This is a genomic window from Streptomyces sp. CWNU-52B (assembly GCF_047444975.1).
Taxonomy (GTDB): Bacteria; Actinomycetota; Actinomycetes; order Streptomycetales; family Streptomycetaceae; genus Streptomyces.
On record NZ_JBLFJV010000005.1, the window covers coordinates 53,363 to 74,725 of the forward strand.

Annotated in this window: 14 protein-coding genes; all 14 read left to right on the plus strand. The window is 72.3% G+C overall.

Features of this window, described 5'->3' with window-relative positions; all coding sequences use genetic code 11:
* Positions 1-12 precede the first annotated feature (12 nt).
* A complete protein-coding gene (aztB, locus tag ACLVWQ_RS03105) occupies positions 13-957 on the plus strand; it encodes a zinc ABC transporter permease AztB (protein ID WP_414106554.1) in 945 nt (314 codons plus the stop codon).
* Positions 954-2,204: a hypothetical protein gene (locus tag ACLVWQ_RS03110; protein ID WP_414106555.1), complete on the plus strand. Its 1,251-nt coding sequence runs from the start codon at positions 954-956 to the stop codon at positions 2,202-2,204. The genes aztB and ACLVWQ_RS03110 overlap by 4 nt, the downstream gene beginning before the upstream one ends.
* Positions 2,201-3,199 carry a zinc ABC transporter substrate-binding protein AztC gene (aztC, locus tag ACLVWQ_RS03115; RefSeq protein ID WP_414106557.1) on the plus strand — a complete coding sequence of 333 codons (999 nt, stop codon included), beginning with the start codon at positions 2,201-2,203 and terminating at the stop codon, positions 3,197-3,199. Before ACLVWQ_RS03110 ends, aztC begins: the two co-directional genes overlap by 4 nt.
* Positions 3,200-3,298: 99 nt before the next feature.
* Positions 3,299-4,498 (plus strand): zinc metallochaperone AztD, encoded by a 1,200-nt coding sequence (gene aztD, locus ACLVWQ_RS03120; RefSeq protein ID WP_414106558.1) that lies wholly within the window; start codon positions 3,299-3,301, stop codon positions 4,496-4,498.
* Positions 4,499-5,123: 625 nt separating this feature from the next.
* Positions 5,124-6,602, plus strand: a complete 1,479-nt coding sequence (locus tag ACLVWQ_RS03125) for a sugar transferase (protein ID WP_414106559.1) — start codon at positions 5,124-5,126, stop codon at positions 6,600-6,602.
* Positions 6,603-6,675: 73 nt separating this feature from the next.
* On the plus strand, positions 6,676-7,992 hold the full coding sequence (locus ACLVWQ_RS03130; protein ID WP_414106560.1) for a nucleotide sugar dehydrogenase: 1,317 nt from the start codon (positions 6,676-6,678) through the stop codon (positions 7,990-7,992).
* On the plus strand, positions 7,982-9,280 hold the full coding sequence (locus ACLVWQ_RS03135) for a glycosyltransferase family 4 protein (RefSeq protein WP_414106561.1): 1,299 nt from the start codon (positions 7,982-7,984) through the stop codon (positions 9,278-9,280). Before ACLVWQ_RS03130 ends, ACLVWQ_RS03135 begins: the two co-directional genes overlap by 11 nt.
* The gene (locus ACLVWQ_RS03140; RefSeq protein ID WP_414106562.1) at positions 9,277-10,680 is read left to right on the plus strand and encodes a Wzz/FepE/Etk N-terminal domain-containing protein; all 1,404 of its coding nucleotides are present in this window, start codon (positions 9,277-9,279) and stop codon (positions 10,678-10,680) included. The genes ACLVWQ_RS03135 and ACLVWQ_RS03140 overlap by 4 nt, the downstream gene beginning before the upstream one ends.
* On the plus strand, positions 10,677-12,242 hold the full coding sequence (locus ACLVWQ_RS03145; protein ID WP_414106563.1) for a Wzz/FepE/Etk N-terminal domain-containing protein: 1,566 nt from the start codon (positions 10,677-10,679) through the stop codon (positions 12,240-12,242). The genes ACLVWQ_RS03140 and ACLVWQ_RS03145 overlap by 4 nt, the downstream gene beginning before the upstream one ends.
* Positions 12,243-12,245: 3 nt before the next feature.
* A complete protein-coding gene (asnB, locus tag ACLVWQ_RS03150; RefSeq protein ID WP_414106564.1) occupies positions 12,246-14,192 on the plus strand; it encodes an asparagine synthase (glutamine-hydrolyzing) in 1,947 nt (648 codons plus the stop codon).
* Between the two features lie 64 nt (positions 14,193-14,256).
* Positions 14,257-16,482 carry a bi-domain-containing oxidoreductase gene (locus ACLVWQ_RS03155; RefSeq protein WP_414106566.1) on the plus strand — a complete coding sequence of 742 codons (2,226 nt, stop codon included), beginning with the start codon at positions 14,257-14,259 and terminating at the stop codon, positions 16,480-16,482.
* A complete protein-coding gene (locus ACLVWQ_RS03160; RefSeq protein WP_414106567.1) occupies positions 16,479-18,494 on the plus strand; it encodes an alginate lyase family protein in 2,016 nt (671 codons plus the stop codon). Before ACLVWQ_RS03155 ends, ACLVWQ_RS03160 begins: the two co-directional genes overlap by 4 nt.
* Before the next feature lie 60 nt (positions 18,495-18,554).
* The gene (locus ACLVWQ_RS03165; RefSeq protein ID WP_414107371.1) at positions 18,555-20,051 is read left to right on the plus strand and encodes a right-handed parallel beta-helix repeat-containing protein; all 1,497 of its coding nucleotides are present in this window, start codon (positions 18,555-18,557) and stop codon (positions 20,049-20,051) included.
* Position 20,052: 1 nt separating this feature from the next.
* Positions 20,053-21,348 (plus strand): O-antigen ligase domain-containing protein, encoded by a 1,296-nt coding sequence (locus tag ACLVWQ_RS03170; protein WP_414106568.1) that lies wholly within the window; start codon positions 20,053-20,055, stop codon positions 21,346-21,348.
* The last annotated feature ends 15 nt before the right edge of the window (positions 21,349-21,363 follow it).

Sequence of the window (21,363 nt, forward strand, 5' to 3'; positions counted from 1 at the left end):
ACTGTCCTCGTCATGGAGTGGTTGACGGTCCCCTTCGAGGCGACCTTCGTGCAGCGCGCCCTGTGGGGCGGAATCCTGGTGTCCGCGATCTGCGCGCTGGCCGGGACCTGGGTCGTGCTCAGAGGCATGGCCTTCCTCGGCGACGCGATGTCCCACGGACTGCTGCCGGGGGTCGCGCTGGCCGCGCTGTTCGGCGGCAACCTGCTCGTGGGCGCGGTGGTGAGCGCGACCGTGATGACGGCGGGGGTCACCGTGCTCGGCCGCAGCCCCAGGCTGTCCCAGGACACCGGGATCGGGCTGCTGTTCGTCGGCATGCTCTCGCTCGGCGTGATCATCGTGTCGCGTTCGCAGTCCTTCGCGGTGGACCTGACCGGGTTCCTGTTCGGAGACGTCCTCGCCGTGCGGGAGCACGACCTGTACCTGCTCGCCGGGGCGCTGCTCGCGGCGCTGGTCGTCTCGTTCCTCGGACACCGGGCCTTCCTCGCCCTCACCTTCGACTCCCGCAAGGCCCGGACCCTCGGGCTGCGTCCGCGCCTCGCCCATGCCGTGCTGCTCGGACTGCTGGGCCTCGCGATCGTCGCCTCGTTCCACATCGTGGGGACCCTGCTGGTCCTCGGCCTGCTCATCGCGCCGCCCGCGGCTGCCCTGCCCTGGGCACGCGGTGTCCACGGGGTCATGGCGCTCGCGGCACTCCTCGGTGTCGTCGCCACGTTCGGCGGGCTGTTGCTGTCCTGGCATCTGGGGACCGCCGCCGGGGCCACCGTCTCGGCCCTCGCGGTGAGTCTGTTCTTCCTCTCCCACCTGGCGTCCGGCCTGCGCCACCGCCGCACCCACCCGGCCGTCCCTGTTCCCCTCGCCGCCGGTGCCGCCGCCGATGCCGACACCACAGGCATCCCCGCAATCCCCCTGCCCCTGCCCCTGACACCGACCGAAGGAAAACAGAGGCGATCGTCTTGACCGTCCGCAGAAACGTCACGCCATGGGCCTCTACCGGGCCGGCCTGCGCGCTGGCGCTCACCGCGCTGCTCGCCGTCACCAGTTGCGCGAGCGGTGAGCGCGACGACTCCCGGCCGGCGGCCGGTTCCTCGTCCGCCACCCCGCACGGGTACGTGGAGGGGGCACAGGAAGCCGCCGAGCAGCAGTCCCGACTGCTCCTCAACGACCCAGGGAGCGGGACCACCCGCGCCCTCGATCTCACCACCGGAAAGGTGGACGAGCTGGCACCGGTGAAGGGCGCCGCCCGGCTGGCCACGGACGGGCGGTTCGGGTACCTCCACGCCGCCGGCACCACGCACGTGCTCGACAGCGGTTCCTGGACGGTGGACCACGGGGACCACGTCCACTACTACCGCGCGGCGATACGCGACGTCGGCGAACTCCCCGTGGGCGGCGCGGCGCAGGCGCGCGCCGACGTCGCGGTGACCGCGGTGACCGCCGAGGACGGCCGGGCCGTCCTGTACGACCGCGGCAAGCTGGAGCGGGGCGAGATCGCGCGCTCCCGGACGCTGCCGGGCTCGTACCAGGGTGCCGTCGTCCCGTACGCGGAGCGGCTGTTGGGCTTCACCGGGCGGGGCGGCACGTCGAAGCTCGCCGTGCTCGACCGGAAGGGCGGGCGGGTCGCCTCACCGGACACGGAGTGCGAGGACCCGCGCGGTGACGTCGTCACCCGTCGCGGCGTGGTGTTCGGCTGCGCCGACGGCGCCCTGCTCGTGCGGGAGAAGGACGGTGCCTTCACCGCCGAGAAGATCTCCTACGACGAGGACGTGCCCGCCGCGGAACGGGCCACCGCCTTCCGGCAGCGACCGGGCAGCGACACGGTGACCGCACCCGCCGGGGACGACGCCGTCTGGGTCCTGGACGTCACCGGGCGGACCTGGACACGGGTGGAGACCGGGCCCGTGGTCGCCGCCAACACCGCGGGGGAGGGCTCCCCGCTGCTCGTCCTGGAGACCGACGGGGCGCTGCACGGCTACGACATCGCCAGCGGTGAGGAGACGGCCCACACCGAGCGGCTCCTCACCGGCGAACACCCGGCGGGCACCGCCGACGGCGCACCCGTGATCGAGGTGGACCGCAGCCGCGCCTACGTCAACGATCCCGGCGGCAAGAAGGTGTACGAGATCGACTACAACGACGACCTGCGTATCGCGCGCTCCTTCGACCTGGACATCGAGCCGGTCCTGATGGCGGAGACCGGACGATGAGGGGAACGAGAGGGACGAGAGGGACGAAGCGTGCTCGGATACGGGTCGCTCGGATCCGGAGCCTCCTGATCGGGCTGCTCACCCTCGTCGCGGTGGCCGGTGTCGGCGCCTGCGCCGGCGGGGGCGAGCAACCCCGCATCGTGGTCACGACCAACATCCTCGGGGACATCACCCGGGAGGTCGTCGGTGACGAGGCCGAGGTCACCGTCCTGATGAAGCCCAACGCCGACCCGCACTCCTTCGGTCTGTCGGCGGTGCAGGCCGCCGAACTGGAGCGCGCCGACCTCGTCCTCTACAACGGTCTGGGCCTGGAGGAGAACGTACTGCGGCATGTGGACGCCGCTCGTGAGTCCGGCGTCGCCACCTTCGAAGTGGGCAGGGCGGTGGACCCGCTCACCTTCCGGACGAGCGAGGACGGCGGTCCCGAGGACGGGGCGGGACAGGCCGACCCGCACTTCTGGACCGACCCGGACCGGGTCCGCAAGGCCGTCGGTCTGATCGCGGACCAGGTGGCCGAGCACGTCGGCGGCGTCGACGGCACCGCGGTCCACGCCAACGCCGACCGCTACGACGGGCAACTCGCCGACCTCACCGCCTTCATGGAGAAGTCCTTCGACCGCGTCCCCGACGACCGGCGCTCCCTGGTGACCAACCACCACGTCTTCGGCTACCTCGCCGACCGGTTCGGCTTCCGCGTGATCGGCGCGGTCATCCCCAGCGGCACCACGCTGGCCTCGCCCAGCTCCTCCGACCTGCGCTCGCTCACCCGGGCCATGGAGGAGGCAGGTGTGCCCACGGTGTTCGCCGACTCCTCCCAGCCCAAGCGGCTGGCCGAGGTCCTGCGGACGGAACTGGACGGCCGGGTCGACGTCGTCGAGCTGTACTCCGAGTCGCTGACCGCGCCGGGCGAGGGCGCCGACACCTACCTCCGCATGATGCGGGCCAACACCACCGCCATGGCAGAGGGCCTGAGCGGCGGCCCGAGCGGCGACTGACCTCCCCCCCCACCCCACTCACTCACAGGTTCCGCCCGGCCGGGCGGAACCAGCACACAACCCGTGCCGCCACCGTGCGGCCAGGAGAGGAACACAACGGTGAACCCGTCGATACGCAGCAGAGCCCTCACGGGCACGGCACTCGCCCTCGCGGTGTCCACGGTCCTGACCGCCTGCGGAGGGGACGACTCCTCCTCCAGCAGCAAGGCCGAGGGCACGGCGAGCGGCACACCCGCCGCGAAGGTCGACAACCCCCTGGTCGTCAGCTTCGACGGCGGCCTCCACATCCTCGACGGCGAGAGCCTCGAGGTCGCCGGGACCATCGAGCTGCCCGGCTTCAACCGGGTCAACCCGGCGGGCGACAAGGACCATGTCGTCGTCTCCACCGACAGCGGCTTCCGGGTCCTGAACGCCACCGGGCAGACGTTCACCGACGTCGAGTACAAGGGCGCCAAGCCAGGACACGTCGTACGTCACGCGGGCCGGACCGTGCTCTTCACCGACGGCACCGGCGAGGTCAACGTCTTCGACCCCACCGACCTGAGCGGTGGCGACAAGCCCGAGACACGCACGTACACCTCCGCCGAGCCGCACCACGGCGTGGCCATCGAGCTGGAGAACGGTGAACTCCTCAGCACGCTGGGTACGGAGGAGAAGCGCACGGGCGCGCTGGTGATGGACGCCGACAACAAGGAGATCGCGCGCGACGAGAAGTGCCCCGGCGTCCATGGTGAGGCGGCGGCGCAGCACGAGACCGTCGGCTTCGGCTGCGAGAACGGCGTCCTGATCTACAAGGACGGCGAGTTCACCAAGGCCGAGGCCCCCGACGCCTACGGCCGCATCGGCAACCAGGCCGGCAGCGACGTCTCCCCGGTCCTCCTCGGCGACTACAAGACCGATGCCGAGGCGGAGTTGGAGCGCCCGACCCGGATCTCGCTCATCGACACCGACAAGGCCGAGCTGCGCCTGGTCGACCTGGGCACCAGCTACTCGTTCCGCTCGCTGGGCCGCGGACCCGAGGGCGAGGCGCTCGTGCTGGGCACCGACGGCGCCCTCCATGTGATCGACCCGGTCGGCGGCAAGGTGGAGAAGAAGATCCCCGCGGTGGGCAAGTGGCAGGAGCCGCTGGACTGGCAGCAGCCCCGGCCCACCCTGTTCGTCCGCGGTGGCACCGCCTATGTCTCCGAGCCCGGGAAGAAGGCCCTGCACGCCATCGACCTCGGCACCGGCAAGAAGACCGCCTCCGTCACCCTGCCGGAGAGCACCAACGAGCTGTCGGGTGTCGTCGCGGGACACTGAGCCGGTCCGGGAGTGAACTCCGCGTCCCCGCCGGTGGCGTGCGGCCAGGCAACTCGACTTCCCTCCCACGAGATGTCCGCTGCCGCCACCGGTCCCGGAGTGGTTCACCGGCCACAGGGCGAGTGTTTTTCGTCAAGGAGTTCTCAAGTCTCAGAAGTTGACCACAAGTTGCACACATCCCCTCTACATACTGGTCCCGATGGTCTAGATTGACCGTGCTTCAGCTGTTCGGGCATGAGCCGACCAGTAATGATCCGATGGTCCGGCGCTGCGGACAGCCTGCAATCGCGTCCGCGGTGCCAGAGGTAACGGCGCACAGTTCCTGGAGCCCGGGAGGGGCCCTTGGGTGCAGGGGGCACCCGAGGCTTGGACGGGTTCCACGTTCCTCGTAAGCCTGGCGCGACATGTGAGTCCACCGCGGCCGGGGTGAGTTGTTCGAGCAGCGCTGTCACAGCGCCGATGAGTCATGCGCGGAGGCGGGGGCCTCCCGTGCGGAGTACGGAACAGCGCGACGCGGGGGGCGGTGCCTCCCGAGGGGTGGAAGCGTGCGGGAGGCGGGGGCCTCCCGGGGGGAGGGGCAGTGTCGGGCGCACATGTCGAACCACCGGTGACCTGGGGGGATTCTGTGCAGCGGGGGGATTTAGTCAACCCTTTTCCGTCGGCGCGAGGGCGTCTGGCGGACGGGGCGGTCAGCCGGCCCACGATCGAATGGGAGCAGCGGTACCGCCGTACCGTGATCATCAGTGACACGGTGGCCACCGCCTTCGTGGCGGCGGCGATCGGCAACTTCTTCGGGGCCAGGGACGCGGCCAACTGGCATGAGAAATGGGTGATTCTCGCCTTCGGTACCGAGCTGCTGGTGCTGGGCGCGCTCGCGGTGAACCGGTCGTGGGCTCCGGCCGTGCTCGGCCAGGGCGCCGAGGAATTCCGCCGGCTCGGACGCTCCCTGTTCACGGCGGCCGTCGTCCTGGCGCTCGGCGGGATCGCCCTCACCTCGCGCAACATCAAACTCTGGATCTTCGTCGCGATCCCCGCGATCGCGCTCGTCACCATGACCGGGCGCTATCTGCTGCGGATCCGGCTGCACAGACAGCGCAACGAGAACCGCTGCCTCAGACCCGTGCTCGCGGCCGGGAGCCCGGACACCGTACGCGACCTGATCGCCAGGACCCGTAAGTTCCCGCACCTCGGCTGGCGGGTGGACGCGGTGTGCGTGACGGACGGTCTCGGGCTCGACGGTGGCCACCTGGACGGAGTACCGGTCGTCGGCCGGCTGGCGGACGTCGCGGGCCACGTACGCCGCGACGGCTACCGCGTCGTCGCCGTCACACCGGATCCGCACTGGTCCCCCGACCGGCTGCAGCGCCTCGCCTGGAACCTCGAAGGCAGCGACGCCGAGATGATTGTGGCCCCGGTGCTGATGGAGGTGGCAGGACCGCGGCTGCACGTCGACGCGGTGCTCGGGATCCCGCTGCTGCGGGTCAGCATGCCGACCTTCACCGGGGGCCGCCGGGCCGTCAAGGGGGTCGTCGACCGGCTGGGCGCGGCGATCCTGCTGATGCTGTTCGCGCCGCTGATGGTGCTGGTCGGGCTGCTCGTGCTCATGGACAGCAGGGGCGGGGTGCTCTACCGCCAGCGCAGGGTCGGCAAGGACGGCCGCGAGTTCACCATCTTCAAGTTCCGCACCATGGTCGCGGGCGCCGACGGGGCACGCGCCTCGCTGGCCGACCGCAACGAGGGCGCAGGCCTGCTGTTCAAGCTCCGCCGGGACCCGCGGGTGACCCGGGTGGGAGCGGTACTGCGCCGGTACTCGATCGACGAACTCCCGCAGCTGTTCAACGTACTCACCGGATCGATGTCGCTCGTCGGGCCGCGGCCCCCGCTGCCGGAGGAGTCCGCCGCGTACGGCCCGGACATCCGGCGGCGGCTGCTGGTCAAGCCCGGCCTCACCGGGCTGTGGCAGATCAGCGGACGCAGCGACCTGCCGTGGGAGGAGGCGGTCCGGCTGGACCTGCGGTACGTGGAGGACTGGTCGCTCGCGCTGGACACAGTGATCTTGTGGAAGACGCTGCGTGCGGTGCTCTACGGACAGGGGGCCTACTGATGCGCGGAGGGCATCGACCGACAAGTGGCGGGACCGTGGGCCGAGGGGGCCTGACCGGGGGGAGGAACGGGTCATGAGAGTCAGTGTCTTCGGGCTCGGTTACGTGGGCTGTGTGTCGGCCGCGTGCCTGGCCAGCATGGGCCACGAGGTCATCGGGGTGGACGTGAACCAGGCGAAGGTCGACCTGGTCAACGACGGCAGGGCCCCGGTCGTCGAGGAACGGATCGGCGAGCTCATCGCCGAGGTCGTACGGACCGGAGCGCTGCGCGCCACCGGCGACGTCCGTGCGGCGATCAGGGACAGCGAGATCTCGCTGGTCTGCGTGGGCACGCCGTCGGAGCCCAACGGCAGCCTGTGCACCACCTACTTGGAGCGGGTCACCGAGGAGATCGGCGCCGCGCTGGCCGAGCGGGGCGGCCGGCAGACCGTCGTGTTCCGCAGCACCATGCTCCCCGGTACGTGTCTGAACCTGCTGGTGCCGATCCTGGAGAAGCACGTCGGCGGCACCGCCGGGGCGGACCTGGGCGTCGCGGTCAACCCCGAGTTCCTGCGCGAGGGCACCAGCGTGCGGGACTTCTTCGACCCGCCCAAGACCGTCGTCGGCGAACTCGACACGGCGAGCGGCGACGCGGTGGCCGCCCTGTACGACGGCCTGCCCGGCGAGGTGTTCCGGGTGCCGATCCCGACGGCCGAGGCGATCAAGTACGCGGACAACGCGTTCCACGGCCTCAAGATCGGCTTCGCCAACGAACTGGGCGCGGTGTACCAGGCCCTGGGCGTGGACTCGCACCAGGTGATGGACGTGTTCCTGGCCGACCGCAAGCTGAACATCAGCCCCGCCTATCTGCGGCCCGGCTTCGCCTTCGGCGGCTCCTGCCTGCCCAAGGACCTGCGCAGCCTGGTCCACGCGGCGCAGCGGGCCGACGTCTCGGTGCCCATCCTGTCCCATGTGCTGCCCTCCAACTCCGCACATCTGCAACGCGCGGTGGAACTCGTGGAGCGCACCGGCAAACGCCGGGTGGGGATGTTCGGGCTGTCCTTCAAACCCGGCACCGACGACCTCCGCGAGAGCCCGCTCGTCGAACTGGCGGAGACGCTCTTCGGCAAGGGGTACGACCTGCGGATCCACGACGCCAACGTCAGCCTGTCCCGGCTGATCGGCGCCAACCGCGAGTACATCGAGACCCGGCTGCCGCACCTCGCCCAACTGCTCGCGGACTCGGTGGACGAGGTGCTCGAACACGCCGAGGTGTGCCTGGTCGGAACCAGGGACCCCGCCGTGCTCTCGGCGCTGCCGCACGGCGGCAGCCCGCTGATCGTCGACCTCATCCACCTCCCCGACGCCGAGACGCGCCGGGCCGAACCGGGGTACGTGGGCCTTGCCTGGTGACACATCGTTCGAAGACACGTCGTCCGGCGGCGCATCGGCCGGCGGCGAGGGGGCGGGCCGGCGCGCGCTGATCCTGGTGGAGAACCTGTCGGTGCCGTTCGACCGGCGGGTGTGGCAGGAGTGCACGACCCTGCGCGACGCCGGCTGGGAGGTGCACGTCATCTGCCCCCGGGGAAGCAGACGGGACACGGAGCCGGAGGCCGAGATCGACGGGGTGCGGATCCACCGCTACCCGTTGCGCGCGGCCACCGGAGGCCCGGCCGGCTACCTGCGGGAGTACGGCACGGCGCTGTGGCACACGGCCCGGCTCGCCCGCAAGGTCGGCCCGGTCGACGTGGTCCACGCCTGCAACCCGCCCGACCTGCTGTTCCTGCCGGCACTGTGGCTGAAGCGGCGCGGCGCGCGGTTCGTCTTCGACCAGCACGACCTCGTACCCGAGCTGTACCTCTCCCGGTTCGACCGCGGCGAGGACCTGCTCTACCGCGCCGTGCGCGCCCTGGAGCGGCTGACCTACCGCGCCGCGGACGTCGTGCTCGCCACGAACGAGAGCTACCGGGACGTCGCGACGGGCCGTGGCGGACAGCGGCCCCAGGACGTCTTCGTGGTGCGCAGCGCGCCCCAGGTCGACCGGTTCCGACCGGTGCCGCCCGAGCCGGAGTTGAAGCGCGGCAAGCCCCATCTGCTGTGCTATCTCGGGGTCATGGGCCCGCAGGACGGCGTCGACTACGCCCTGCGGTCCCTGGCGAAGCTGCGCGACGACCTCGGCAGGACCGACTGGCACGCGGTGTTCGTCGGCTCGGGCGACGCGTTCGACGCGATGGTGGAGCTGTCCCGGCGGCTCGGGCTCTCCGACCAGGTGCAGTTCACCGGACGCATCCCGGACGCCGACCTGGTGCGCTACCTGTCCACCGCGGACGTGTGCCTTTCCCCCGACCCGCACAATCCGCTCAACGACGTGTCGACCATGAACAAGGTCCTGGAGTACATGGCGATGGGACGGGCGATCGTCTCGTTCGACCTCCGGGAGGCGCGGGTCTCCGCGGGCGACGCCGCCCTCTACGCGCCCGCCAACGACGAGGCCGACTACGCCAAGCTCATCGCGCTGCTCCTCGACGACCCGAAGAAGCGGGCCCTGATGGGCCAGATCGGCCAGGAGCGGATCAGCGGACAGCTCTCCTGGCGAAACTCACAGGCGTCGCTCCTCGCCGCCTACGCCGCCGCCTGCCGTGACCGCACCGCGGTGCCGACGGGCGGCCCGTCCAGCACAGGGAAGAGGCCGCGCCGTTGAGCGACGACACCATACGCCTGGTCACCGTCGGGCGGATCCTCCGCCGGCGCCGGCGGCTGCTCGCCCTGCTCGTCGTGGTGGGCGCGCTCGCCGGCTACGGCGCCTCGGTGGTGTTCCCGCCGCGCTACACGGCGTCGGCGTCGGTACTGCTGCCGGGCCAGTGGGAGGAGCGCGAACTGCTCACCCAGACGGAGATCGCGACCAGTTCGGTGGTGGTCGACCGCGTGGCCGCCGCGCTGGCCTGGAAGGGTGTCACCGGCGGTGAGCTGCGCGACCGGGTGAGCGCCGAGGTCGCCGACGGGAACATCGTCAAGATCTCGGGTACCGCCGAGAGCCCGGAGCGCGCACAGCAGCTCTCCGACCGGCTGGCCCAGCAGTTCGTCGCCTTCGCCGCGCGGGTCGCGGGCGACAGCACCGACCCCGACGGGGCCACCGGGCCCGAGGCGCTGCGGCAGAAGGTGGAGGAGACCAACCGCCGCATCACCGACCTGGCCGAAGCGGCCGATCCGGGACGGACCGTGGAGAGCGTGCAGGCCCGCACCACGCTCGCGGACCTGCACACCGCGCTGGAAGAGGCCATGGAGAAACTGGACCAGGCCGACTCGGCGACCAACAAGGCCGGCATGGTCGTCATGGGCCCGGCGGCCCGGCCGACCGGCGAGGCGCCGCCGACGCGGACGCAACTCGTCGCCGGCGGGGCACTGCTGGCCTTCCTGCTCACCGTCGTCGGGCATCTCGCCGCCGCCCGGATGAACCGCCGGCTGCGCACCGAACCGGAGATCGCCGCGGCGCTGGGCTCGACCCTCCTCGGCACCGTCGACGTGCCCGGTGAACCGCCCGCGCGGCGGCCGGCGGGCCGTGGCCCGTGGGCCCGCGTCCGCCGGCTGCTCGGCGTCGACGTCCGATGGGACGTATCGGCTCCGCAGGCGTCCGGCGACGAGGCGGGCAGACGGATCCGCTACCGACGGGTGTGCGCTCGCCTGCGGGACCAACTTCCGTCTACCAGACGGCTGTTGGTGGTCGTACCGGCGGGTGACGAGATCGCCCGCCGGGCCGCGGGGCAGCTCGTCGCCGAGGCCGAGGGCGACCCTGCCACGAGCTCTTCGATCAGGGGGTACCCCCTGTTGCGGGTGGTGGAGGTCCCGGTGTCCCAGCCGATGGTGCCGGACCGCGACACGGAGTCCGGCGCCCTGGTCGTGCTCAGCGCGGGCAGCTGGACCGCGGGGGAGCTCACCGGTGTCGCCGAGGCCTGCGCGGACGCCGGACACGAGGTCGTCGGCGTCGTCGTCGCCGGCCAGGTACTGGCCCGTCCGCCGCGACCGGCGGACCGCCCCGCGGCCCCGGACGACACCACCGCGGCGCTCGCGGGGCGCGGCCACGCGACGGGGGGTTCGGTGTGACGACGAGCACGACAGACACCACAGGCGCGACGAGTGCCACCTCCCAGTCCTCGGAAGCTCTTCCGCTGCTCGACCTGCACGCGCTGGTGGTGGCGGTGCGCAGACGCCGCCGCCTCTGGTCCTCGGCGGCGCTCCTCGGGCTGCTGATCGGCGTGGCGGTGGCGGTCCTGCTGCCGCCCCCGCCGACCGCGGTGACCAAGGTGCTGGTCGTGCACCAGGAGGACCAGCCGAACGACACCGGAACCCTGATCCGCACCGACGCCGCGCTGCTGAGCACCACCCGGATCGCCGGCCAGGCCCTGCGGGCCCTCAAGTCCCCGGAGAAACCGGAGGACTTCATGAAGGACTACCGGGGGACCGGCCTGACCAACAACCTGCTGCAGATCGAGGTCACGGCCGACAGCGACGCGGCCGCGGTGGCCCGCGCCGAGGCGCTGGCCGAGGCGTTCGTCGCGGACCACGTGCGCCGGATGCGGGAAGCGGCGCAGGCCGAGGCGAAGGCCCTGCTCGACCAGCGGGACCGGATGCGCGACGAACTCGCCGAGGTCAACGAGGCGATCGGGGGCCGCTCCCCGGAGAACGACTCCAGCGCGTCGGCGAGCATCGAGTCGCTCTTCGCCCGCCGGGCCCTGCTCAACTCACGGATCGCCGACTTCGACCAGCGCGCCGCGGACGCGCGCACCGGCACCCCCAAACTCGTCGCCGGCACCCAGATCGTGGACGCCCCGCGCGCGGTGCCGTACTCGCTGCCCAAGGCCGCCGTCACCGACGCCGTGATCGGTCTCGTCCTCGGTCTCGTCCTCGGGCTCGCACTGGCCGCCGTCGGCACCGTGGTGGCGGACCGCCCCGTGCTGCGCCGGGAGATCGCCGCGAACCTGGGTGCCTCGGTCATCGCGGAACTGCGCCGCCCGCCGCACCGCTCGGCCGGGCTGTGGCGGCGCGGACGGACCAAGGCGGCACGGAGCCGGCTCACCGCGACCCTGGCCCGTACCGTGCGCGACTCCGCGGAACCGGTGTCGCTGCTGGAGCTGGGCTGTGCGCGCGGCACGGGCGTGATCGCCCTGAACGTGGCCGGGGCCCTGGCGGCGGACGCCCCGGTGTTCGTCATCGACGGTCTGCCGGGATCGCGGCTCACCGAAGCCCGCGAGCGGCCAGGAGACCTGACCGTGGTCGGCGGCGAGCAGGCCGCGGACGTGCCGCGCCAGGCGCGCCGGCTCGGCGTCGGCTCGGTCGCGCCCGGCACGGCCTGGACCGACCTCCAGTACCTCGGCACCCGGACCGTGCTCGTCGTACGCGCCGGGCACGGCAGCGCCGCCTGGCTGCACACCGTGGCACGGCAGCTCGCGGACCAGCGCATCGCGGTGATCGGGGTCGTGCTGATCGACCCCGACCCGCGCGACCGGACCGACGGCACGCTGTGGGAAGGGCCGCACACCGGCCTGCGCGGCTACTACGAGCGGCTGGCCCGGCAGAACGGGACGGGCCAGCCGCGCACGGAGCGTACGGAGCGGCCGTCGAGGCCGGCGGTACGGGTCCCGGACAGCGACCAGGAGGCGCGCTAGACCATGTGTGGCATCGCAGGCACGTACCGATGGCCGGACGGCAAGGCCGTGACCGACCGGCTCACCGATGTCCTCGCCCACCGCGGCCCCGACGGAGCCGGCCGGTACGGGCACCCCGTCGCCGACGGCGAAGTGCAGCTGGGACACCGGCGGCTGGCCATCATCGACCTGTCCGAGACCGGCGCCCAGCCGATGCTCTCGGACGGCCTCGCCCTCACGTACAACGGCGAGCTGTACAACGCGCCCGAACTCCGTGCCGAGCTGGCGGCCGCCGGGGTGCGCTTCCGCGGCACCTCCGACACCGAGGTGCTCCTGGAGGCCTGGCGGCGGTGGGGCACCGACTGCCTGCCCCGGCTGCGCGGCATGTTCGCGTTCGCGGTCTTCGACGAGCGCACCGGCGAACTGGTGCTCGCCCGCGACCAGCTCGGCGTCAAACCGCTGTTCCTGCTCCGGCGCGGTACGGGCCTGATGTTCTCCTCCGAACTCAAGGCGCTCGCCGACGTGACCGGCGGGACGCTGGAGGTGGACCACGCGGCCCTGGTGGCCTCGCTGCTCTACTACTGGGTGCCGGACTCGCGCTGCGCGTTCCGCGAGGCGGAGAAGCTGCCGCCGGGGAGCTGGCTGCGCTGCCGGCCCGACGGCCGGGTGGAGCGCGGCCGGTACTGGAACCTCCGGGACGTCGCCGCCGAGGGCCAGGAGCGGGCCCGCAGCGGCGAACTGCCGGACGTCGCCGCCGTCGTCGAGGAGTCGACCCGGCGCCACCTGCTCTCCGACGTACCCGTGGCGACCTTCCTCTCCGGCGGCCTCGACTCCAGCTGGCTGACCGCGCTGGCCGCCCGCGAACGGCCCGGGATCTCCGCCTACACGATCGGATTCCGCGCCGAGGACGCCAGGTTCGAGGCGATGCCGGACGACCTGCGCTACGCCCGGCAGGTGGCCGAGCGGTTCGGCGTCGACCTGCACGAGATCGAGATCGCTCCGGACGTGCTGGACCTGCTGCCGCGGATGACCCACCACCTGGACGAGCCGATCGGCGACCCCGCCGCGATCAACACCTTCCTGATCTGCGAGGCCGCCCGGGAGGCCGGGGTCAAGGTGATGCTCTCGGGGATGGGCGCCGACGAACTGTTCGCCGGGTACCGCAAACACCTCGCCAACCTGCTCGCGCTGCGCTACCAGCGCGTCCCGCGCCTCCTGCGCAGCGGCCTGTCCAGGGCCGTGGACCGGCTGCCGGTCGCCACGGCCCGCCGGGGGTACCGGTCGGTGCGCTTCGCCAAGCGGTTCCTCTCCTTCGCCGACCTGCCGGAGGAGACCGCGTTCCGGCGCAGCTACACCATGTACGACCGGGCCGAGCTGCTCGCCCTGGTCAACCCGGACCTGGCCGGGACGGTCGACGACGTGCTGACCGAGCACGCGGACATCTACCAGGACAACGACCTCGACGACTTCGTCAACCGCATGTGCCTGGGCGACGCCCGGATGTTCCTGCCGGGCCTCAACCTCGCCTACACGGACCGCTCCAGCATGGCCGCGTCGACCGAGGTACGGGTGCCGTACGTGGACGTCGAGGTGGTGAAGGCGGCGTTCGCGGTGCCCGGCGACCGCAAGATCGTCGGACGGCAGGGCAAGGCCGTCCTCAAGGAGGCGGCCACCTCGATCCTGCCCCGGGAGATCGTGTACCGGCCCAAGGGCCTGTTCAGCGCCCCGCTACGGGCTTGGATGAGCCGGGATCTGGCACCGCTGGTGCGCGAGGTGGTGCACGACGGAGTGCTGGTCGGTTCCGGGTTGCTGCGCCGCGACGCGCTGGCGCGCATGGTCGCCGAGGATGCCGCCGGGCAGCGGGACTTCTCCAAGCACCTGTGGCATGTGCTGACGCTCGAGTACTGGTACCGCGGCGCGATCTCCGGCTCGGGCTCGGGCTCCGGTTCCGGCCCGAGCCGCGCGGCTTGACGACGTACGACTTCACGGCTCGACCGCTCGACGGCTTGACGGCGTAGATGAATGAGGAGCTCGGGTGAAACAGGTTGTGCAGAACTACAGGAGCGGCGAACTGGCGCTGCTCGACGTGCCGGTGCCGGGGTGCAAGCCGGACGGCGTGCTGGTGCGCAGCGCCTACTCGCTGATCTCCACCGGGACCGAGCTCATGAAGGTGTCCGAGGCCGGCATGTCGATGCTGGGCAAGGCACGCTCCCGGCCGGACCAGGTGGCCAAGGTCATGCAGAGCGTGGCCACCAACGGGGTGCCCGCCACCTACCGCAAGGTGATGGGCAAGCTGGACTCGTACACCCCGCTGGGTTACTCGCTGTGCGGGGTGGTCGAGCAGGTCGGCGCCGGGATCGACGATGTGAAGGCCGGCGACCTGGTGGCCTGCGCGGGCAACGAGCACGCGTTGCACGCCGAGCTGAACTGGGTGCCGAAGAACCTGTACACCCCCGTGCCGGACGGCCTCGCGCCGCGCCACGCGGCCTTCGGCACCGTCGGGTCGATCGCGCTGCAGGGCGTGCGCCGCGGTGAGCCGCAGCTCGGCGAGGTGGCGCTGGTCATCGGCCTCGGGCTGGTCGGGCAGCTGGTGGTGCAGCTCCTCGCCGCCTCCGGGGTCCTCGTCGTCGGGGCCGACCCCGACCCGGTGCGCTGCGAGCTGGCCGAGCGCCTGGGAGCTTCGGCCTGCGGCGATCCTGGGTCCGCGGCCGTGGAGGCGGCCGTCGCCGAGCTGACCGGCGGGCACGGCGTGGACCAGGTGTATCTGGCCGCCGGCGGCGGCAGCAACCAGCCCGTCGAGCTGGCCGCCCGGCTGAGCCGGGACCGCGGCCGGGTCGTCGACATCGGCAAGTGCCGTCTGGACCTGCCGTGGAACGCGTACTACGAGAAGGAGCTCGACGTCCGGTTCTCCCGCTCCTACGGCCCCGGGCGCTACGACCCGGCGTACGAGCTGGAGGGACGCGACTATCCGATCGGCTACGTGCGCTGGACCGAGCGCCGCAACCTGGCGTGCTTCCTCGACCTCCTCGCCCGCGGCCGCGTCGACGTGGAGCCGCTGGTCTCCCACATCGCCGACTTCGACGACGCCGTCGAGACGTACCGGCGGCTGAAGGACGGCGAACTGAAGGCCGTGGCCGTGCTGTTCCGCTACCCCGAACACGCCGGGGACGCGAGGGACGCCGCGGCAGCGGAGGCCCCGGCGGCGCCCGCGGTGACCGTGCCCGCGGTGCAAAGGACCGGCGGCGCGGCGGCGACCCCGGTCCGGTCCGCCAAGGCGCCGGTGCGGGTGGCGTTCGCCGGCGCGGGCAACTACGCGACGTCGATGCTGCTTCCGCATCTGGCGAACCGCGACGGCGTCGAGCTGTCCACGGTCGTCACCACGACGGCGCTGTCCGCGGCCAACGCGAAGCGGAAGTTCGGCTTCGCCGAGGCGACCACCGACCTCGACGCCGTGCTCGGCGACCCGTCCGTCGACGCGGTGTTCGTGGTCACCCGGCACAGCTCGCACGCCGAACTGACCCAACGGGCGCTGAGGGCCGGCAAAGCGGTGTTCGTGGAGAAGCCCCTGGCCCTCACCGGGGACGAACTGGCCGGTGTGCTCGCGGCGGTGGAGGAGTCGGGCAACGACCGGCTGCAAGTCGGCTTCAACCGCAGGTTCGCCCCCTTGCTCCAGGAGGCCAAGCGGCGGTTCGGCGCCCGGACCGGACCGGCGAGCGTCCGCTACCTGGTCAACGCGGGCCGCCTGGACCACGGCAGCTGGTACCTGCGACAGGGCACCGAGGGCTCGCGGTTCGCGGGCGAGGGCGGGCACTTCATCGACACGGTGAGCTGGCTGCTCGACGCCGACCCGGTCTCCGTGTACGCCGTCGCCCCCGCCGGCAACGAGGACCTCCAGGTCGTCCTGCGCTACCCGGACGGGTCCACCGCCACCATCAGTTACGTCACCACCGGCTCGCCCGGCTTCCCCAAGGAGACGCTGGACCTCATCGCGGACGGCAAGGTGCTGAGGCTCGACGACTTCGTCCGTGCCTCGGTGTTCGCGGACGGGGGAGCCGGCCGCAAGAGGTGGGTCAGTTCGCGGCTGCCCAAGGCCAGGGACAAGGGCCAGGCCGCCGAACTGGCCGCGTTCGTCAAGGCCGTGCGGAGCGGCGGGCCGATGCCGGTGCCGCTGGAGTCGCTGGTCGCCACCACGGCCGCCACCCTCGCCGTACCGGCCGGCCTGGCCGGCGGCGCGCCGGTGACGCTGGAGAGGGCGCGATGACGCTGAGCGCGGGCTGGTACCTGCGGCGCCTGTCCCGGATGGGACCGCGGGAGATCGGCGGCCGGGCGGCCGACGCGGTACGCAGACGCCGGTGGCGGTCGGCGCCGCCACCGGACTGCCCGAGCGACGGCGTGATCGCGGCCGGTGCCCGGTTCACCGCGGTCCTGCCCGCCGGGACCTTCGCCGCGACACCGCCGGACGCCGCGAAACGTCTGGTCGCCGAGGCGGACCGCCTGATGGACGGGCACGCCGCGTACTTCGGGGTGGACCGCGACGACCTGGCCGACCCGGACTGGTTCCGCGACCCGAAGACCGGGCGCCGGGCGCCGGGGGGCTACGCCTTCGACGTGCCGTACCGCGACGAGGACGCGGTCGGCGACATCAAGCAGATCTGGGAGCCGTCCCGGCACCAGCACCTCACCGTGCTCGCCGCCGCCTACGCGATCACCGGCGACGAGCGGTACGCCGAGCGCGTGGCCGCACACCTGCGGTCCTGGTGGGCGGCCAACCCACCGCTGCGCGGAGTGCACTGGATCAGCGGCATCGAGCTGGGCATCCGCCTGCTGTCCTGGGTGTGGGTCCGCCGGCTCCTCGACGGCTGGCCCGGCGCGGCCGGTCTCTTCGAGGGCGACCCGGTGGCGCTGCGCCAGATCTGGCACCACCAGCGCTGGCTGGCGGCCTTCCCCAGCCGTGGCTCCTCGGCGAACAACCACGTCGTCGCCGAGGCCGCCGGACAGTTCGCGGCGGCCTGCGCGTTCGGGTGGTTCCCCTCCTCGGCGCGCTGGCGCACCGACGCGCTGCGGTCCCTCGACCGGCACCTGCGGAGCAACACCTTCGGCTCCGGCCTCAACCGCGAACTGGCCACCGAGTACCACGGACTCGTCCTCGAACTCGGCCTGGCCGCCCTCGCCGAGGCGGACGCCGCCGACGTGCCGGTCCCCGCGTCGGTCCGGCTGGTGCTGCTGCGGATGACCGACGCGCTCGCGGCCGTCGTGGACGACCGGCTGCGGCCGCCGCGCCAGGGGGACGCCGACGACGGACACGGGCTGGTCGTGGACGGCGCGGGCACCGACCGCTGGGCCTCGCTGCTGTCCACCGGGGACGCGGTGTTCGGCCGCCGGGACTGGTGGCCGAAGGTGACCGGCACCGATGTGCGCACACCGCTCCTCGCCGCGCTCATCCGGCCGTACGCGCAGGACGGGAACGCGGCGGCCGTGGCCCGCCCGACGAGCCGGCCGGACCACTTCGCCGACGCGGGGCTCACCGTCCTGCGCGGACCGGCCGGACCCAAGGGACCGGAGGCGGAGATCTGGTGCCGCTGCGACGCCGGTCCGCACGGCTTCCTGTCCATCGCCGCGCACGCCCACGCGGACGCGCTGTCCGTGGAGGTCCGGCACGACGGGGTCGACGTGCTCGCCGACCCGGGGACGTACTGCTACCACGGGCAGCCCGAGTGGCGGCGGTACTTCCGCTCCACCCTCGGCCACAACACCCTGCAACTGGACGGCGCCGACCAGTCCGTCTCCGGCGGCCCGTTCCTGTGGACCCGGCACGCCCGCAGCCGCGTCCTCGTCGCGGAACCCTCCGCCGAGGGCGTGGCCCGCTGGAGCGCCGAACACGACGGCTACCGGCGCTCCGTGCACCGCCGCCGGGTGGAACTGACCTCCACCGAAAGGGAGTTGCGCGTGGTGGACGAGGTGGCCGGACCGCGCGGGACCGCGCGCCTGGCCTTCCACCTGGGGCCGGCGATCACCGCGGACCTGGTGGCCGACCGGGCCGTGCTCACCTGGACCCGGGACGGCCAGGACCGCTCCGCGGTACTCGACCTGCCCGAGCAACTGAGCTGGCGGGCGCACCGCGGCGAGAGCGACCCGCCGCTGGGCTGGTACTCCGCCGGCTTCGGCCGCAAGGAACCCGCCACGACGCTGATCGGCACCGGCACGACCGGCAACGCGTCCGAACTCACCGACGGCGCCCAGGAGTTCACCACCGTACTCAGGTTCCGCGGCTAGGAGAGGAAGAGGAAGGAGGGAGGACGCGTGCGGATCAAGTGGCGGGACTGGGTGTCGCCGATGGCGGCGACGGCGGCACTGGCGCTGCTGGCGACCGGCTGTGTGGACACGCCGGGCGCCCCGGTGGAGCCGACCGGTGCGCCCTCCACGTCCGGTGCCCGCTCCGTGGCCCGGGTGTGCGCCGACCCGGCGGCCGGGCCCGCGAAGGCGCCGGCGGGCGCGGTCACGGTCGACCCGGCGGTGGTCGGCGACCTGAGCGCGAAGACCAAGAGCAGCCCCCCGGGCACCACGTTCTGGCTCCGGCCGGGCAAGCACCGGCTTGCGGCGGACCGCTACGCCCAGGTCATCCCCAAGAAGGGGAACCACTACCTCGGGGCGCCGGGCGCGGTGCTCGACGGCCGGAAGACCAACCAGTACGCGTTCGGCGGTGCCGCCCGCGACGTCACCGTCCGCTACCTGACCGTGCAGGGTTTCGTCGCGCCGCACGACGAGGGCGTGGTCAACCACGACTCGGCCGACGGATGGGTGATCGAGCACGCGACGATCCAGCACAACTCCGGCGCGGGGCTGATGGCCGGCGCCCGCCAGCAGGTCCGCGCCAGCTGCCTGCGCGCCAACGGCCAGTACGGCATGAACGCCTACAAGTCGGGCAAGGTCGGCGACCTGGTCGTCGAGGGCAACGAGATCGTGGGCAACAACACGGGTGACTGGGAGCGGCGGCGGCCGGGCTGCGGCTGCACCGGAGGCGTCAAGTTCTGGGCCGTCGACGGCGCCGACATCCGCGGCAACTGGGTGCACGACAACCGTGGGGCCGGGCTGTGGGCGGACACCAACAACAACGACTTCCGCATCGAGAACAACGTGATCGAGGACAACGACAGCGCCGCGCTGATGTACGAGACCAGCTACAACGCGGTCATCCGGAAGAACACGATCCGGCGGAACAACTGGGTCGAGGGCCGGAAGTACGCCGAGCGCGGCGACAGCTTCCCGTTCGCGACCGTCTACCTGTCCGAGTCGGGCGGCGAACCACGGGTGCGGGCCCGCACGGACAAGATCGAGGTCTACGGGAACGTACTGGAGAACAACTGGTCCGGGATCACCCTGTGGGAGAACGCCGACCGGTTCTGCAACAGCCCCGCCAACACCTCGTCCGGTGACTGCACGCTGCTGGTGCGGGACACCGACCGCTGTGCGAAGCCGGCGATCACCCGTGCGCCGCTGTACGCCGACTGCCGGTGGAGGACCCAGCGGGTGGACATCCACGACAACCGCTTCGTGCTCGACAAGTCCGTCGTCAAGTGCACGGTGAAGTGCGACCGCATGGCGGTGCTGGCCAACTACGGCACCTACCCGAACTGGTCGCCGTACAAGGGCGACGGGGTGGCCGAGGCGATCACCGACAAGCAGCACAACCGCTGGCACGACAACGTCTACCGCGGGCCGTGGCAGTTCGTCGCCCACGACCCGAGCCGGGTGCTCGACTTCGGGCAGTGGCAGGCCGCGCCCTACCAGCAGGACACGGGCAGCACCCTCGACCCGGGGACCGGTGGTTGAGATGACAGCCCAGGACCTGCGGCCCGGCGCCGGACAGCGCCCCGCCACCGCCACCCCCAGGACCGTCGGGATCATCTGGGGACTGCTGGTCCTCAACACCCTCGGCTCCGCCGGGGCGAAGACCATCGTCCCGCTGCCCCGCTCCCTCATCCAGCTGGTCACCATGGGCGCGCTGGTCGCCGCGTTCACGCTGGCGCTCGCGGTCAACCTCCGGCTGCGCATCCGGGCCAGCGCCTACGTGCTCCTGCTCACCCTGCTGCTGGTGCCGTCCCTGATCTCCAGCCTGCAACTGGAATCCGGGTTCGGAGCGCTGTTCCGCTGCGGCCGGCTGGCTCTCTTCGTCGGCACGCTGTGGCTGCTCAGCCGCTGGTGGGACGGCGGCCTGACGTTCGTACGGCACCACATCCGGATGTACTTCGCGGTGCTCGGGTCGGTCGCCGTCGGCGCGGTCGTCTCACCCGGCGCGGCCATGCCCGACCTCTACGGCGGACGCCTGGTCGGCGCGCTGTGGCCGCTCACCCCGCCGCAGATCGGCCAGTACGCGGCGGTGATCATCGGGCTCACCGTGCTGCTCGTACTGGGCCGCAGGACCGACCGGGCGAGCGCGGCGGTGATCATCGTGCCGTCGGTCGTGCTGCTCCTGCTGACCCACACCCGGACCGCCACGCTCGGGCTGCTCATCGGGCTGACGCTGGCGATCGGCTCGCTCGTCCTCACCAGTGCCGCCGCCCGCCGGTTCTTCACCTGGACGGTGCTGTGCGCCGCGGTGGCCGCGGTCGGCTTCGCCTCCGCGCTACGCGCGTGGTTCCTGCGCGGCCAGAGCCAGGAGAACCTCACCAGCCTCACCGGCCGGGCCAAGGTCTGGGACGCGCTGCTGGCGGCGCCCCGGTCGACCTCGGAGAAGCTGTTCGGCGTGGGCCTGGGCGACAAGTCGTTCGGCGGGCTCCCGATCGACAACAGCTGGCTGGCCGTCTACCACGAGCAGGGCTGGGCCGGTGTCTCCCTGGTGGCGGCGATCATCCTCGTGCTGGGCGGCGTCGCGCTGCTGCGGCCACCGTCGCTGGCGAGGGCCTGCGCGATCTTCCTGATCAGCTACTGCGCGATCGCCTCGTACACCGAGGCCGGTCTCGGTGACGCCTCGCCGTATCTGCTGCACCTGGCCGTGGCCGCCTCGCTGCTGGCGGCACCGGCCACGGCCGCCCCTCTCGCGAAGCCCCACCGCCTGACGGCTCTCGCCACGCCTCTCGCGCTGCCCGCACCCCCTCGACGACGAGTCCCGCGCTGGGCCAGGGACTAGGAGATGACTTCGACC

Excerpts from the sequence above, each read along its gene's own strand:
- aztB (WP_414106554.1), top strand. The coding sequence starts at position 13 with ATGGAGTGGTTGACGGTCCCCTTCGAGGCGACCTTCGTGCAGCGCGCC.
- aztC (WP_414106557.1), top strand. The coding sequence starts at position 2,201 with ATGAGGGGAACGAGAGGGACGAGAGGGACGAAGCGTGCTCGGATACGG.
- ACLVWQ_RS03130 (WP_414106560.1), top strand. The coding sequence starts at position 6,676 with ATGAGAGTCAGTGTCTTCGGGCTCGGTTACGTGGGCTGTGTGTCGGCC.
- asnB (WP_414106564.1), top strand. The coding sequence starts at position 12,246 with ATGTGTGGCATCGCAGGCACGTACCGATGGCCGGACGGCAAGGCCGTG.
- ACLVWQ_RS03160 (WP_414106567.1), top strand. The coding sequence starts at position 16,479 with ATGACGCTGAGCGCGGGCTGGTACCTGCGGCGCCTGTCCCGGATGGGA.
- ACLVWQ_RS03165 (WP_414107371.1), top strand. The coding sequence starts at position 18,555 with ATGGCGGCGACGGCGGCACTGGCGCTGCTGGCGACCGGCTGTGTGGAC.
- ACLVWQ_RS03170 (WP_414106568.1), top strand. The coding sequence starts at position 20,053 with ATGACAGCCCAGGACCTGCGGCCCGGCGCCGGACAGCGCCCCGCCACC.